This window comes from Bradyrhizobium sp. CB1717 (assembly GCF_029714325.1).
Lineage (GTDB): Bacteria > Pseudomonadota > Alphaproteobacteria > Rhizobiales > Xanthobacteraceae > Bradyrhizobium.
Window position 1 is genome coordinate 2,868,735 of the sequence record NZ_CP121666.1, and the last position, 15,454, is coordinate 2,884,188.

Here is a 15,454-nt window from a genome sequence, read left to right on the forward strand (position 1 = left end):
GAGCTACAGACTGCCCGGCTCTCCGTCGAGGGTCAATTTGCATCCCCGGAGGCCGCCGGGAACAGGGAACATGCTTCAACCTGGCGGCGAATCGGTCTTGAGCAGCGTCGTCACCCAGATTGCGCGCGCGACCTGCTGAGTCGGGTTGTCGAACATGTGCGGCACGATACTCGGGAAGCGGAAGCTGTCGCCGGCCTCGAGCAGATGGGCCTGGTTGTCCAGCCACAGCCGCAGGCCGCCCGACAGGATGTAGCCGGCCTTCTCACCGGTGTGCTGGAGGAAGTCGGTGCCGGAGGACGCCCCGGGATTGAGCGTGAGCTCGTAGAGCTCGAGCTGGCCCTTGCCGTCGGGGGTGAGGGCTTCCTTGACGACGCCGCTGGCAGTGAGCCGCAGCAGGCGCCTGGCGTTCTTGCGCACGATGTAGCGCTGCACGTTGTCGGGATCGCTGGTCTCGAAGAAGTAGGAGATCGGCACGTCGAGCGCGATGCTGAGCAGGCGCAGCGTGCGGATCGACGGCATGGCGCGCGCGCGTTCGAGCTGGCTGATCATGCCGTTGGAGAGGCCGGTCTTGTTGGCGACGTCCTGGATCGAGAGCCCGGCGCGCTGGCGCAGCAGCCGCACGGTCTCGCCGAGACGCTGGTCGACCGCATCGTCGGCCTCGACCGCCGGGACGTCCTTGGTGCCGTTCGTATCGCCGCGACCATCCATGTCGCTCTCCCATGCATCGTCTTACCCCGCGACCGCATCGGGTCCGAGGTTCGGTCACAGTGAAAAGGTCGCGCATCCTAGCAATGTGATTGACAGCTGTATTTAGTCATGATGAACTTTTGATCGAAAAATTTAGAAGCACTAAAGCCCACTCCTTGTCCCTTGCCGGGGTCTCGGGGGCGCGGGAGACGGTGCCGCGTGCGACAAGGAGAGTGGGTCATGGCAGACGACACCGGCAGGTTCGGCGTTGGGGCAGTGCATCTCGGAGTTCCGAATCGCCGTCAATTCTTCCAGCTTGGCGTCGGCGCCGCGGCGGGATGGAGTCTCGCGGGCAGCGCCTTTGCGCAGACCGAGCGCCCGACCAGTCCGCCGGACAAGCCGCGCGGCCAGGTGATCGCGGCGCTCTCGCAGGAGCCGACCGTCTTCCATCCGCTGATGCCCGGCATCGAGGTCGATCAGGGCATCTGGTGGCAGGTGTTTTCGCCGCTCTGGTACATCGATCCCGACGGGAATTTCGTTCCCGACCTCGCCCGCGAAGTCCCGACCCTCGAGAATGGCGGCCTGTCGGCCGACGGGTTGACCTGGAAGATCAAGCTCCGCAGCGACGTGAAATGGCACGACGGCACGCCGTTCACGGCGGAGGACGTCAAATTCTCCATCGAGCTGATCAACAACCCCGGTTTCCGCGCGCGCAGCCGGGTCGGCCATAGCCTCGTCAAGGACATCACCGTCGTCGCGCCCGACGAGATTCATTGGCGGATGGAAGCGCCCTATTCGCCGTACATGTCGATCCTGGCGTCGTTCACCTTCATCGTGCCCAAGCACATCCTGGAGAAGGTGTCCGATCCGAACGCCTCGCCGTTCCACAATGCGCCGGTCGGGACCGGTCCATTCCGCTGGGGCGAGCGCGTGCCTGGCGATCATATCCAGTTGAATGCCCACACCGGCTATCACGGCAAGGGGCCGTACGTCGAACGCGTGGTCTTCAAATACATCCCCGATCTCACCGTGCTCTACACCCAATTCCGCACCGGACAGGTCGACTACACCGGCCTTGCGGGCATCCTGCCGAACTTCGTGCAGGAGGCGAAGACGCTGAAGGGCCGCAAGATCTTCGTCTCTTCGACGTCTTCGGTAGAGCATATCGCGCCCAACCTCGACTTCGGTCCCTTCACCGACCGCGCCGTGCGCGAGGCGCTCTATCTCGGCATCAACAAGCAGGCGATCATCGATGCGCTCTATTACGGCCTGCCGACGCAGACCGAGAGCTTCGTGCCGCAGCAGGCCTGGTCGTTCCAGCAGGGGCTGCCGCAGCACAAATACGATCCTGCCAAGGCCAATGCGCTGCTCGACGCTGCGGGCTGGGTTCGCGGCTCCAGCGGCATTCGCGAAAAGGGCGGCGTCAAGCTCGAGTTCACCAACTCGACGACGGCGGGCAGTGCCGTGCGCGAGCAGTGCCAGCAGCTCCTGATCCAGGACTGGCGAGCCATTGGCGCAACGATGCGCGTCAACAACATGCCGGCGGCCGTGATCTGGGGTGACTTCTGGCAGCAATCGAAGTTCAATTCGGTGATCGTCGGCGTGAACTTCATGCTGGGCAGCGACCCCGACGTGACCCCGCGCTTCGGCTCCGGCGCTATTCCCGCCAAGGGCGGCCGCGGCTACAACACCTATCAATACCAGAACGCGGAGGCCGACCGGCTGCTGTCCCAGGGCGCCAAGCAATTCGACCTGGCGCAGCGCAAGGCGACCTATGGCGAGCTGCAAAAGCTCATCCGCAACGACCTCGCCATCCTGCCGCTGTTTCAGAGCTTCATCGCCGAGGGCATCAAGGAGGGGCTGCAAGGCTTCCGTCCCAACATCAACATGTCGATCAACAGCTGGAACATGCGCGAATGGTATTGGGCCTGATGTCTCAGGCCGGCTGGATCGCCTGAGATGGCCCGCTACGTCGCCAATCGCCTGGCACAGGCGATCATGCTGCTCGTGATCGTTTCGGCGATCGGTTTTGCCATTCTGCACCTGGCGCCGGGCGGCCCACTCTCGCAGTTTGCCGTCTCCGGCCAGATGACGCAGGAGGATCTCGACCGCGTCACCAGGCAGCTCGGCCTCGATCGGCCGCTGCCGATCCAGTACCTCGACTGGTTCGGCCGCATGTTGAAAGGCGATTGGGGCAAGTCCTATCGCGACGGCGAGGCGGTGCTGTCGGTGATCTCCTCGCATCTCGGCGCGACGCTGGAGCTGATGGCGACGGCGACCATCATCGCGGTGCTGCTCGGCTGCTGGATCGGCATCCTTGGCGCGCTGCGCCGCTATTCGGTGTTCGATACGCTCGCCACTGTAGGGGCCATGATCGCGCTGTCGATCCCGACCTTCTGGTTCGGCCTCGTCACCATCTACGTGTTCTCGGTCAAGCTCGGCTGGCTCCCGGCCGGCAATCGCCAGACCATCGGCGACGGCTCCTTCCTCGATCTGCTGCATCATCTGATCGCGCCGGCGATGGTGCTCGCGCTGGTCGAGACTGCGATGTGGGGGCGCTTCATGCGCTCCTCGATGCTGGAGGTGATCAACCAGGACTACATCCGCACCGCGCGCGCCAAGGGCATGCCGGAATGGCGCATCCTCACCGTGCACGGCTTGCGCAACGCGCTGCTGCCGATGATCACGGTGGCCGGCCTGCAGTTTCCGACGCTGCTTGGCGGCGCGCTGGTGGCGGAAACCGTGTTCACCTGGCCCGGCATGGGCCGTCTGTTCCTGGATTCCATCGGCTACCGCGACTATCCCGTGGTGATGGGCATCCTGATGTTTTCGGCGACGATGGTGCTGATCGGCTCGCTGCTCGCCGACATCCTCTATGCCGTCGTCGATCCGCGCATCCGGGTGGGCTAGGCGATGGCGACTGCGGCCCTCTCCACTGTCCAGCGCACGCCCGGCCAGGCCGCGTGGCGGCGCTTTTGCCGTCATCGTCTTGCGCTTGCGGGTGCGATGATCATTCTCGTCCTCGTGCTCGGCTCGGCATTGGGCCCCTATCTGCTGCCGTTCGACGACACCTATATCGACATCATGAAGCGGTTCGCGCCGCCGCTGTCGGGCGCGCATATCCTCGGCACCGACGAGCTCGGCCGCGACGTGCTGGCGCGCCTGATGATGGGCGGACGCGTCTCGCTCTCGATCGGCATCGTCGCGATGGTGATGGCGATGGCAGTCGGTATCGTGGTCGGCGCGTTCGCCGGCTTTTATGGCGGCGCCGTCGGTGCGGTCCTGATGCGGCTCGTCGACGCCGTGCTGTGCTTTCCGACCATCTTCCTGCTGCTCGCGCTCGCGGCGCTCACCGAGCCCGGCCTCGTCACCACCACCGTGCTGATCGCAGCCACCGCCTGGATGGCGGTTGCCCGTGTCGTCGAAGCCCAGGTGCGGTCGCTGCGCGAGCGCGAGTTTGCCGTGGCGGCGCTCGCGTTCGGGTCGTCGAACCTGCGCATCATGTTCCGCGAGCTCGTGCCCAATGCGATCGCGCCGATCGTGGTGGCGGCGACGCTGAACGTCGCCAAGGCGATCCTGCTCGAATCCTATGTCAGCTATCTCGGCTTCGGCATCCAGCCGCCGGCCGCGAGCTGGGGCAACATGCTCAACAACGCGCAGATCTATCTCACCAGCGCGCCGTGGCTCGCGATTGTGCCTGGCGTCGCCATCACGCTCGCGGTGACCAGCTTCAACTTTCTCGGTGACGGCCTGCGCGATGCGCTGGATCCGCGAATGAACATCCCATGACGAGCAAGAGCTCGACCGAACTGAATGCCAGGAGTGCCCCATGTCCCCGCCGCTCAACCGTATAAATAGCGACGAACGCCTGCCGGCGCAGGTGGATGTCGTCGTCATCGGCGGTGGCGTGATCGGCGTCTCCGCGGCCTATCATCTCGCGAAGAAGGGCCATTCCGTCGCCCTCGTCGAGAAAGGTCATGTCGGCGGCGAGCAGTCGAGCCGCAATTGGGGCTGGTGCCGCCAGCAGGGCCGCGCGCGCGAGGAAATCCCGCTCGCGCGCGAGGCGCTGCGGCTGTGGGAGGACATGCAGAACGACGCCGGCGTCGATGCCGGCTTTCGCCGCACCGGCGTCCTGTTCCTCACCAAGAGCAAGGACGAGCTCGCCGGCTGGGAGCGTTGGGCCGCGATCGCGCGCGAGCAGCAGGTCCACTCCACCGTGCTGACGCCGGCCGAGGTCGCCGAGCGCTTGCCTGATAATGCCGACAAATGGGTCGGCGGCCTGCACACGCCGAGCGATGGCCGCGCCGAGCCGTCGATGGCCGTGCCGGCTCTCGCCACTGCTGCGCGAAAACACGGCGTCACCATCCATCAGGGCTGCGCCGCGCGCGGACTGGAGACGACCGGCGGGCGGGTCAGCGCCGTCGTCACCGAGAAGGGCACCATTCGCACCCAATCCGTGCTGCTGTCGGGCGGCGCATGGTCGTCGCTGTTCTGCCGCCGTCACGGCATCGAGCTGCCGATCGGCCTCGTCAATGCCACCGCATGCCGGACCACGCCGGGGCCGGAGATCACCTTGGGCGCGCTCGGCACCGACTTCTACTGCATCCGCCGCCGCCTCGACGGCGGCTTCACGCTGGCGCTGCGCAACCGCGGCACGGTCGAGCTGTCGCCCGATCTGTTCCGTTACGCGCGCACCTTCTGGCCGACCTATCTGCATCGCAAGAATGGACTGAAACTGTCGTTCGGCAAGTCGTTCTTCGACCAGCTCATGCGCGGCACGAGCTGGAGTTTTGACAAGCCGTCGCCGTTCGAGGCCGAGCGCGTGCGCGACCCGGCGCCGGACATGTCGCTGGTCACCGCCGCGCTCGCGGCGCTGATCAAGTCGAATCCCGAGTTAAAGGACATCGAGATCGCGGAAGCCTGGGGCGGCACGATCGACTGCACCCCGGACACCATTCCCGTGATCTCGCCGGTCGATGCACTGCCGGGCTTCTTCCTCGCGACCGGCTTCTCCGGCCACGGCTTTGGCATCGGCCCGGCGGCCGGCAAGCTCGCCGCCGATATCGTGACCGGATCGACGCCGCTGGTCGATCCCGCCGCCTACAGTCACAAGCGCATGATCGACGGCCGCCGGCTCGCGCCGGTCAGCCCGTTCTGAGGATGCCTGTGACATGACGGTTCTCTACAAGGCCAACACGGTGCGCGGCGCGGAGTGGGCGCGTTTCTTCGCGGAGCGCGCGCCCGACATGCCGTTCCGGCTCTGGCCCGACATCGGCGATCCCGCGGAGGTGCGCTATCTCGTGACCTGGGTACCGCCGGACGACATCGCGACGACGTTCCCCAATCTCGAGTTGGTCTTCTCGGTCGGTGCCGGCGTCGACCAGTTCGACATCACCAAGCTGCCGCCGCATGTTCCGCTGGTCCGCATGATGGAGCCCGGTATCACCGATCGCATGGTCGAATATGCCTGCATGTCGGTGCTGGCGCTGCATCGCGATCTCGTGCAGTTCATCGCCCAGCAGCGCGATCAGGTTTGGCGCGAGCTTCCGGCGACGTACACGAGCGAGCGGCGTGTCGGCGTGATGGGGCTCGGCCTGCTCGGTCAGGCGGTGCTCGAACGGCTCAAATCGTTCGGCTTCTCGCTTTCCGGCTGGAACCGTTCGCCGCGCGAGATCGACGGCGTCACCTGTTATGCGGGCGCGGACGCCTTGCCGGATTTCCTGGGGCAGGCCGACATTCTGGTCTGTCTGCTGCCGCTGACCTCGGAAACGCGCGGTATCCTCAACGCAAAGCTGTTCGCGCGCCTGCCGCGCGGTGCGCGGCTGCTCAATGTCGGGCGGGGCGGGCATCTGGTCGAGGCGGACCTCATCGCGGCGCTGGACAGCGGTGTGCTGTCGGCTGCCGTGCTCGACGTCGCCGAGCCCGAGCCGCTGCCTGCGGGGCATCCGTTCTGGACTCATCCGCGCATTCTCCTGACGCCGCACATCGCCAGCACGACAAAGCCGGAAACGGCGGTCGATTATGTGCTTGATACCATCGCGCGACACCGCCGCGGCGAGGCCTTGCCGGGACGTGTCGACCGCATGCGTGGTTACTGAGGGCTCGATGGTGATGAGAGCATCGGTGCAGCCACGCGTTCAATTCCCCCGCAAGCGGGGGAGGGAGCACACCTTCTTCGCGGCAGGCTCCAGGGGCATCGCATGAGCATCGGCGCTAACGCATCCGACCAGATCGTTGCCGAGGCGCAGGCGCCGGTGCTGTCGGTTGCCGGCCTCACCACGTCCTTCATGCTCGAGCGGCAATGGGTCCCCGTCGTCCGCAACGTCTCCTTCGAGATTGCGCCCCGCGAAACCGTGGCGATCGTCGGCGAGTCCGGTTCGGGCAAGAGCGTCACTGCGCTCTCGATCATGCGGCTCGTTCCGAAGGAGATCGGCCGCGTCGAGGGCCGCGTCACGCTCGCCGGGCGCGATCTCCTGACGCTGCCCGAAGCGAGCATGAAGGACATTCGCGGCAACGACGTTGCCATGATCTTCCAGGAGCCGATGACGAGCCTCAATCCGGTGCTCACCATCGGCTTCCAGATCGCGGAAGCGCTGATCCAGCATCGCGGCCTGTCGCGCGCGGCGGCAGAGGCCGAGACCGTCCGTCTGCTCGATCGCGTCCGTATCCCGGCGGCGAAGTCGCGCTTCCACGAGCATCCGCATCGTTTCTCCGGCGGCATGCGCCAGCGCGTGATGATCGCGATGGCGCTGGCCTGCAAGCCGAAGCTTCTGATCGCCGACGAGCCGACCACCGCGCTCGACGTCACCATCCAGGCCCAGATCCTGGAACTGCTGAAGGAGCTTCAGCAGGAGGAGGGGATGTCGATCCTCTTCATCACTCACGATATGGGCGTGGTCGCCGAGATCGCGGATCGCACCGTGGTGATGTATGGCGGGCAGGCGGTGGAGACGGATACCACCTCGCGCATCTTCGCCGCGCCCGCGCATCCCTATACCCGTGCGCTGCTCGCGGCCGTGCCGCGGCTCGGCTCGATGGACGGGCGCCAGCGGCCGATGCGTTTTCCGATCGTCGACAAGGCGACGGGCACATCGGACGAGCCGATGGAGACCCCCGATACGGTCTCGATCGCCGAGCGGCCGCTGCTGGAAGTCTCAAACCTCACCACGCGCTTTCCAATCCGCTCGGGCTTGTTCGGAAAAGTCTCGGGCCGCGTGCACGCGGTCGAGAACGTCTCCTTCACCCTGCGCGCCGGCGAGACGCTGGCGCTGGTCGGCGAATCCGGCTGCGGCAAGTCGACGACGGGCCGCTCCATCCTCAAGCTGCTCGAGCCCGACAGCGGGACGGTCCTGATCGACGGTCAGGATGTTCTCGCCATGAACGGCCGCACCTTGCGCGATTTCCGCAAGCACATGCAGATCGTGTTTCAGGATCCGTTCGCGAGCCTCAATCCGCGCATGTCGGTGGGAACGGCGATCGCGGCCCCTCTGCTCGCCAACGGCCTCGCCACTGCCGCGCAGGCCCGCGACAAGGTTGCCGATCTGCTCGTGCGTGTTGGTCTTGCGGCCGACATGGCCGCGCGTTTCCCGCATGAATTCTCCGGCGGCCAGCGCCAGCGCATCTGCATTGCGCGCGCGCTCGCGCTCGGACCGAAGCTGATCGTCGCCGACGAGGCGGTGTCCGCGCTCGACGTCTCGGTCAAGGCACAGGTCGTCAATTTGATGCTCGACCTCCAGGCCAGCATGGGCCTCGCCTATCTCTTCATTTCCCACGACATCGCGGTGGTCGAGCGGATGAGCCATCGCGTCGCGGTGATGTATCTCGGCGAGATCGTCGAGATCGGCCCGCGCGCTTCGGTGTTCGGCGATCCGCAGCATCCCTATACCAAGAAGCTAATGGCGGCAGTGCCGGTGCCAGACCCGTCGCGCCGCGGCACCAAGCGTGAAGCCTCCAACGATGAGATCAGAAGCCCGATGCGCGCACCGGATTACCAGCCGCCGGTACGGCAATATCGCGAAGTATCGCCAGGACACGTCGTCCAGGTCTGGGGCGAGGAGTGGTCGGCCTGACTGCGAGCTTCACGCGTCCTCCGGAAATCGTGACCGGATGGAGCGACAGGAAACAGCGGTATGTGAACCGCTTCATAGTCCATCACTCTCTTTCTGAACTAACACTCCTGTAAGAAATTGCCGCACCCGGACCTGATTGACCAACGCGGGTGAGATGCAATGCCTGCGCAGCCGCGTGCTCGCAGCTTTGGGCTCCTCTCTTGCTCACGAGCAAGCCAGCCCCATCACTCAGCACAGATTTTTCAGAAATTGGAATCGAGGGCATCGAGAAACTCGTCCAGGCAGATTCTATTTGGGGTCAGCCAGTAGGCTGCCAATTACTCAGAAGGAGCCCCCCAATGAAGATAAACAGCGCAATTTCCAGCGCATTCTCCCTCAGAAGGCACGTCGGCAGTCTTCGGATCGCCCGTTCCAGCCTGATCAAGTCGGCCCATATCCTTGAAAGAATCGGGCTGGCGGCCGTTGGGGCCTCTTGCGGCCTCTATGTCGGTGCAACCCTGTTGCGTCAGAAAGGCGGACTGTTTGAAAGCGGCTGGATTGTGCTCCTGACTATGCTCTACGGAGCTGTCAGCTATTATGTCGGAATTGATTTGTCCGGCAATGTCGCACACAAGCCGACATCGAGCATCTCGGAGGAATGGACCGGCTCCGAGCCGGCTGAGATCATGAGTGCGGCCGGAACGTTCGGCGCGGCGATTGCCGCAACTCTGTCCGTCAGCATCCTTGTCCTTGATCAAAATCTGCCCAACGGCCTGATAGGCTTTGTTGCCGGCTGTTGGGTGGTCGGTTCTTCGCTTCAGGTTGCGGCGGGCACGATGGCTCGTAGCCGCGATGCGTCCGCGAACGAGCGATGAAGCAAGTGTGCTCACGGAAGAACGTCGGTTTGGTATCGTACGTGAGTGAAAGCCGCGGTGTTGGCTCGGCTTCTGGTCTGGATTGAGTCTTGACGACTCATCGCAACCTCTGCCGTCCAACGCTGCGTGCCAGCGATGTTTGGTAGCGCGGCCGTCTGCTTCGAGCAGTGTCCCGGCCGAAATCCTATCGGTATCGAGTAACCGAAATTTTCGCACAGCAAACAAGACGTGCCATCATGGTGGCGTTGGGATATTGTTTCTGCGCGGCCGTGGTCCAAAATTCTGCTAACTGCCAGCCACAACATCGGTGGAGCCATGCAGATTGCGGAGTGGCTCGAGAAGCTGGGGCTTGGGCAATACGCCGAGCGTTTTGCCCAGAATGGGATCGACGTGGGCATCCTCCCCGAGCTGATGGACGAGGACTTTGACAAGCTCGGAGTCCTGCTCGGTCATCGCCGCAAGATGCTGCGTGCCATTGCCGACCTCGATCCAGCCGCGTTGATCGCATCGCCGGCTCCTCCTCATGACGCCGAGCGGCGCCACCTCACCGTCATGTTTTGCGATCTGGTCGGCTCGACTGCGCTCTCGGCGCGTCTCGATCCCGAGGATATGTGGGAAGTGATCCGAGCCTACCGCGCCGCATGCGCGCGCGTCATTGCCGCTTATGACGGCAGGATAGCCAGGTTCGTCGGTGACGGGATACTGGTCTATTTTGGCTATCCGCGCGCCCACGAAGATGATGCGGAGCGCGCAGTGCGAGCGGGCCTCGACATCATCTCCGCAATTCGCCAGCTCAAGACAGGCGCCGGCGAAAAGGTTGAGCTGCGGATCGCGATTGCGACCGGGCTCGTCGTGGTCGGCGACCTCATCAGCGGAGACGCGTCGGAGGAGCACGCCACCGTCGGCGATACGCCAAACCTCGCCGCTCGGCTCCAAAGCCTGGCCGAACCGGGAGTGGTCGTCGTTGCGTCGTCGACGCGCCGGCTGCTTGGCGATCTCTTCACCTTTCGCAATCTCGGCCGCCGCGAAGTCAGGGGGATAGGCGAACCCATCGCGGTGTGGGCGGTGGAAGGAGCGACCGCGTCCGAGAGCCGCTTCGAGGCGGTCCGCGCCGCGCGCTCGATCGGCTTTGTCGGCCGCAAGGACGAGATCGAGTTCATTCTCTCGCGCCAGCGTGAGGCATGGCAGGGCCAGGGCCAGATCGTATTGATTTCCGGCGAAGCGGGCATCGGCAAGTCGCGCATTGTCGCAACGCTGTCCGAGAGCCCCTTGCTGGGGACGCACCGTCGGGTGCGATATCAGTGTTCGCCTTACCACACCAACAGCGCACTTCATCCCTTTGTCGCGCAGCTCGAGCGTGCCGCCGGAATCCGTTCGGACGACACGCCGGAACAAAAGCTCGATAAGCTCGAGACGATGCTGGCGCTGGGAACCCGGCAGGCCGCCCGAGCAACACCGCTCATTGCGGCTCTGCTCTCGATTCCGACCGGCGACCGTTGCCCGGTCCTCGGCTTGAGCTCGGCGCAGCAGCGGCGACAGACATTCGCCGCCCTTCTCGATCAACTCGAAGGATTGGCGCGAGACCAGCCTCTGCTGATCATCTGCGAGGACCTGCATTGGGCCGATGCCACGACACTTGAACTGTTCGATCTCGCGGTCGATCGGATCAGGGCATTGCCGATACTCGTGCTCATGACATCCCGGCCGGAGTTCGAGCCGTCCTGGTCGGGCCTTGCCAACGTCAGCCTGTTGCGGCTCGACCGGCTCGATCGGCAGGACACGCGCGCGCTCGTCGAGCAGCTGGTCGTGGGTCGCCAGCTGCCACGCGAGATGATGAAGCAGATCATCGACAAGACCGATGGCATCCCGCTATTCGTCGAGGAATTGACCAAGATGGTGCTGGAGTCCGGCCTGCTCGTCGAAGATGCCGGGCGCTATCGCCTGAGTAGTCCGCTCCCGCCGCTCGCCATTCCCGCCACGCTGCAGGATTCGCTGATGGCGCGGCTCGACCGGCTCGCTCCAGTCAAGGAGGTGGCGCAGATCGGCGCCGCCATCGGGCGCGACTTCTCATACGCGCTGCTGAAAACCGTGGCGGGACGCGATGATCTGACGCTGAGCGCTGCGCTGGGGCAACTTGAAGAGGCCGAACTTTTGTTGCGTCGTGGGACTCCGCCCGAAGCAAACTACAGCTTCAAGCACGCCCTCGTTCAGGAAGCGGCCTACGAGAGTTTGCTCAAGAGCAAGCGGCAGGTGCTTCACACGCGGATTGGCGAGGTTCTGCGCGAGAAGTTTCCAGCCGTCGCCGCGACCGAGCCGGAAGTTCTGGCGCACCACTTCACTGAGGCGGGGCTGAGCGAGGTCGCCCTCGAATGGTGGCGCAAGGCGGGCCAGCAGGCGCTGAAGCGCTCTGCCTATTCCGAGGCGATCGCGCATCTCGGCAAGGCCATTGCGACCGCCGACGAGCTGCCTGACGATCCTCGCCGGATGATCGGCAGGCTGCATCTTCAAATCTCATATGGCCGTGCCTTGCGGGGCAGCCTCGGACACAGCGCTCCCGAAACCGTCGCGGCGTGGACGCGTGCGCGCCAGTTCGCGGCCGACATCGATGATCCCGTTGAACTTGCGCCGATCCATTCGGGGCTCTTCAATGCCTGCCTGACGCACGGCGAGCTCGCTCCGATGCGCGAGCTGGCGGATGCCATCGGGAGTGCCGCTGACCGACGACCGGACTCGCCGGTGGCCGCCGTCGTCGCCCATTGGACGGGCGGCGTCACCTGCTGGTTCGCCGGCGACTACCTGAGCGCGCGAACGCATCTCGAGCGGGCGCTCGCGATCTATGGCGCCGAACCGGATCCCGCGACATTCAGGGCTTCGGCGCTGGATCTGCCGTTCGTGATCATGAGATTCCTTGCTCTGGTGCTCTGGCCGCTCGGCATCATCGCGCGCGCACGCAAGCTCGCTGCCGAAGCGGTGGGTGCTTCGGCAGAAAAGCGGGCGCTGTCCCAGGCCAACGCGCTGGTTCATCGCGCCGTGTTCGACGGGGTATGCGGGGGCATGTTGCAGCAAACAGAGACGATCCTGGCGCTCGGTCTCGCGCGCGACCACACCATGCCGTTGTACGTGGCCGCGGGCACCTACCTGAATGGCCTCGCCAAGTGGCGGGCCGGCGACCGAATGGCCGGACTGGCGGACATGCGTCAGGGCTGGAGCTTGCTGCACGAGAACGATTGCTACCTGTGCGAGCCGTTTTGGGGGATGCATGTCGCCGTGGCGCATGCAGAGGTCGGCCAACTCGAGACCGGGCTGGAAATCCTGAACGAACTGATCGCCCGGACCGGACAGTCCGGCCAGCATTGGCTTGATGCCGAGCTGCATCGTGTCCGCGGTAAACTTTTGTCGCGCCATGGTTCGTCGAACCAATCCAGCGCCGAAGACGACCTCAGACGAGCGCTGGACATCGCGCGACACCAGCAGACCAAGACCTTCGAGCTGCGCAGCATCCTTGGGCTTGCCCGCCTGCACAAGACAAATGGCCGAGCAGCTGTGATATCCGAACTGCTCGCTCCCGTGCTCGCTGAATTCGAGACGGAGCGAGATCTTCCCGAGCTCGTGGAAGCGAAAGAGTTGCTCGCGCAAGCGCATTAGGCCCGTGCCGCTTGCCCTGGCTGGCCGTCTTGGCGGCAGCGGATGACGGTTACGAATTTACGTGCACGAAATCCCGCAGCAGCGGATAGATCTCGTTGTTCCAGCGTTTTCCCGAGAACACGCCGTAATGGCCGACGCCGGCCTGCATGTGGTGGACGCGGCGATAGGCGCGCACGCCGGTGCAGAGATCCTGCGCTGCGAGCGTCTGGCCGATCGAGCAGATGTCGTCCTTCTCGCCCTCGACCGTCATCAGCCCCATGCGGCTGACGGCCCTGGTGTTCACGGGGCGGCCGCGGTGCATCAGCTTGCCCTGCGGCAGGAGGTGCTCCTGGAACACGTCGCGCACGGTCTCGATGTAGAACTCCGCAGGCAGATCCATCACGGCGAAATATTCGTCGTAGAAGGTCTTGATCGTCGCCGCCTTGTCCTTCTCGCCCTTGGCGATGTGGTTGGCGAGATCCATGTGCTGCTTGATGTGGCGCTCGAGATTCATCGAGACGAACGCGGTGAGCTGCACGAAGCCGGGATAGACCTTGCGCAGCGCGCCGCGGCACTGCACCGGCACGTAGTTGATCAGGTTGCGCTCGAACCACTCGATCGGCCTGCTCTTGGCGAATTCGTTGACCCTGGTCGGCTGGATCCGCGTGTCGATGGGACCTGCCATCAGCGTCAGCGTCGCCGGCCGTGACGGATGATTGCCCTCGCACATGACCGCAGCGGCCGCGAGCGCGGAGACCGACGGCTGGCAGATCGCGACCATGTGCGGGCGCGGGCCGAGCTGGCCGAGGAAGTCGATGAGATGCTCGGTGTAGTCGTCGAGGCCGAAGCGGCCTTCGCTGCGCGGGATGTCGCGCGGATTGTGCCAGTCGGTGATGTAGACGTCGTGGTCCTGCAGCAGCGTCTTCACGGTGCCGCGCAAGAGCGTTGCGAAATGGCCGGACATCGGCGCTACCAGCAGCATGCGCGGCTGGTCCGGCGCGCCATCCTTCTTGAAATGCAGCAGCGAACCGAACGGCGTCGCGTAGGCGATTTCCTCGCGCACGGCGACTTCGCGGTTTCCGACCATCACGCTGTCGATGCCATAGGCCGGGCGGTCATAGGTGAGGGTGGAGCGCGAGATCAGCTCCAGCGCCGCCGAGAGTCGGCCGACCACCTGGTGCGACATGCCCTGTGGCGCCAGATTGAGGAATTTCAGCGCGGACGAGGCGCCCGCCCGCCACGGCGCCGTCAGATCCATATGGTTCTGAAAGGCCTGATAATACATCGACATCATACCGAAGTGCCCACCCTGTTCCCTGCCGTCATGCAATATCGAAGCCAGACGGGAGCAGGATCGCCCGCAAAATTGGCACATCGCTTGCTCCGGAAGCGGGGTGAGGACACCGGGAAGCTCAGCGAATGAGCAAATCCGCGGCCGGGCGGGGTGCGGGTCACAGGCGTGAGGGAAGGGGCCATATGGCGAAAGCGACACTGACCATCAGCAGCAAGAACTACTCGTCCTGGTCGCTGCGTGGCTGGCTGCTGACGAAGTTTTCCGGGCTCGATTTCGATGAGATCGTGACCGCGCCGGACGACGCGTCGGCGCGTGCGGAGATCCTGCTGCTGTCGTCGTCGATCCTGGTGCCGTGCCTGCGGCACGAGGGCGCCGTGGTCTGGGATACGCTGGCGATCGCCGAATATCTCAACGAGGTGATGCCGTCAGCCGGGCTGCTGCCCGATGACCGCCTCCAGCGCGCCCATTGCCGCTCCATTTGCGGTGAAATCCATTCCGGCTTCACCACGCTGCGCGCTTCGCTGCCGGTCAATCTCAAGGGCCACTTCCCCGGCTTCAAGATCTGGTCGCGCGCGCAGGCGGACATCGACCGCGTCTGGTTCATCTGGCGCGACTGTCTGGAGAAATCCGGCGGTCCGTTCCTGTTCGGCGAGCGGCGCACCATGGCGGATGCGATGTACGCCCCCGTGGTGACGCGCTTCGTCACCTATGACGTCAAGCTCGAGCCACGCCTCAAGGCCTATGCCGATACCATCATGGCCATGCCCGAGATGAGGGAGTGGATCGCGGCGGCGAAGGAAGAGCCGGCCGAGATCGAGGAGCTCGAGGTCGAATATTAGGCAGGGGAGGCGTCGCCCTGCCTGTTTTGGGAGCGAGGCCGGCCGCCGCCGCCCTCGGTAGCCATGTCATTGAAGCCGTTAACTTTC

The 15,454-nt window shown here is 64.7% G+C and carries 11 protein-coding genes; 9 read left to right on the forward strand and 2 right to left on the reverse strand.

Annotated features, from left to right (window positions below; translation table 11 throughout):
• Positions 1 to 75 precede the first annotated feature (75 nt).
• Entirely contained in the window at positions 76 to 708 is a 633-nt protein-coding gene (locus QA649_RS13540; protein ID WP_283024623.1) for a cupin domain-containing protein, read from the reverse strand.
• 219 nt (positions 709 to 927) lie between these two features.
• On the opposite strand from QA649_RS13540, the gene QA649_RS13545 reads away from it, so the two are divergent.
• From QA649_RS13545 to QA649_RS13580, 8 genes are all read left to right on the forward strand, one after another.
• A complete protein-coding gene (locus QA649_RS13545; protein ID WP_283024624.1) occupies positions 928 to 2,619 on the forward strand; it encodes a peptide ABC transporter substrate-binding protein in 1,692 nt (563 codons plus the stop codon).
• Between the two features lie 27 nt (positions 2,620 to 2,646).
• Positions 2,647 to 3,597, forward strand: a complete 951-nt coding sequence (locus QA649_RS13550) for an ABC transporter permease (RefSeq protein WP_283024625.1) — start codon at positions 2,647 to 2,649, stop codon at positions 3,595 to 3,597.
• A gap of 3 nt (positions 3,598 to 3,600) precedes the next feature.
• On the forward strand, positions 3,601 to 4,476 hold the full coding sequence (locus tag QA649_RS13555; RefSeq protein WP_283024626.1) for an ABC transporter permease: 876 nt from the start codon (positions 3,601 to 3,603) through the stop codon (positions 4,474 to 4,476).
• 40 nt (positions 4,477 to 4,516) lie between these two features.
• On the forward strand, positions 4,517 to 5,845 hold the full coding sequence (locus tag QA649_RS13560; protein WP_283024627.1) for an FAD-binding oxidoreductase: 1,329 nt from the start codon (positions 4,517 to 4,519) through the stop codon (positions 5,843 to 5,845).
• A gap of 13 nt (positions 5,846 to 5,858) precedes the next feature.
• Complete coding sequence (locus QA649_RS13565) at positions 5,859 to 6,785, forward strand: glyoxylate/hydroxypyruvate reductase A (protein WP_283024628.1); 927 nt, start codon at positions 5,859 to 5,861, stop codon at positions 6,783 to 6,785.
• 102 nt (positions 6,786 to 6,887) lie between these two features.
• Positions 6,888 to 8,756, forward strand: a complete 1,869-nt coding sequence (locus QA649_RS13570) for an ABC transporter ATP-binding protein (protein WP_283024629.1) — start codon at positions 6,888 to 6,890, stop codon at positions 8,754 to 8,756.
• 338 nt (positions 8,757 to 9,094) lie between these two features.
• Entirely contained in the window at positions 9,095 to 9,610 is a 516-nt protein-coding gene (locus QA649_RS13575) for a hypothetical protein (protein WP_283024630.1), read from the forward strand.
• Positions 9,611 to 9,925: 315 nt separating this feature from the next.
• Positions 9,926 to 13,255: an adenylate/guanylate cyclase domain-containing protein gene (locus QA649_RS13580; protein ID WP_283024631.1), complete on the forward strand. Its 3,330-nt coding sequence runs from the start codon at positions 9,926 to 9,928 to the stop codon at positions 13,253 to 13,255.
• A 49-nt stretch (positions 13,256 to 13,304) separates the two neighbouring features.
• Here the strand turns inward: QA649_RS13580 and phaZ are convergent, their stop codons facing one another.
• Positions 13,305 to 14,528 (reverse strand): polyhydroxyalkanoate depolymerase, encoded by a 1,224-nt coding sequence (phaZ, locus tag QA649_RS13585; protein WP_283024632.1) that lies wholly within the window; start codon positions 14,526 to 14,528, stop codon positions 13,305 to 13,307.
• Positions 14,529 to 14,710: 182 nt separating this feature from the next.
• Here phaZ and QA649_RS13590 point away from each other — a divergent pair, with 182 nt between their 5' ends.
• Positions 14,711 to 15,367 (forward strand): glutathione S-transferase family protein, encoded by a 657-nt coding sequence (locus QA649_RS13590; protein WP_283024633.1) that lies wholly within the window; start codon positions 14,711 to 14,713, stop codon positions 15,365 to 15,367.
• Positions 15,368 to 15,454: the final 87 nt, after the last annotated feature.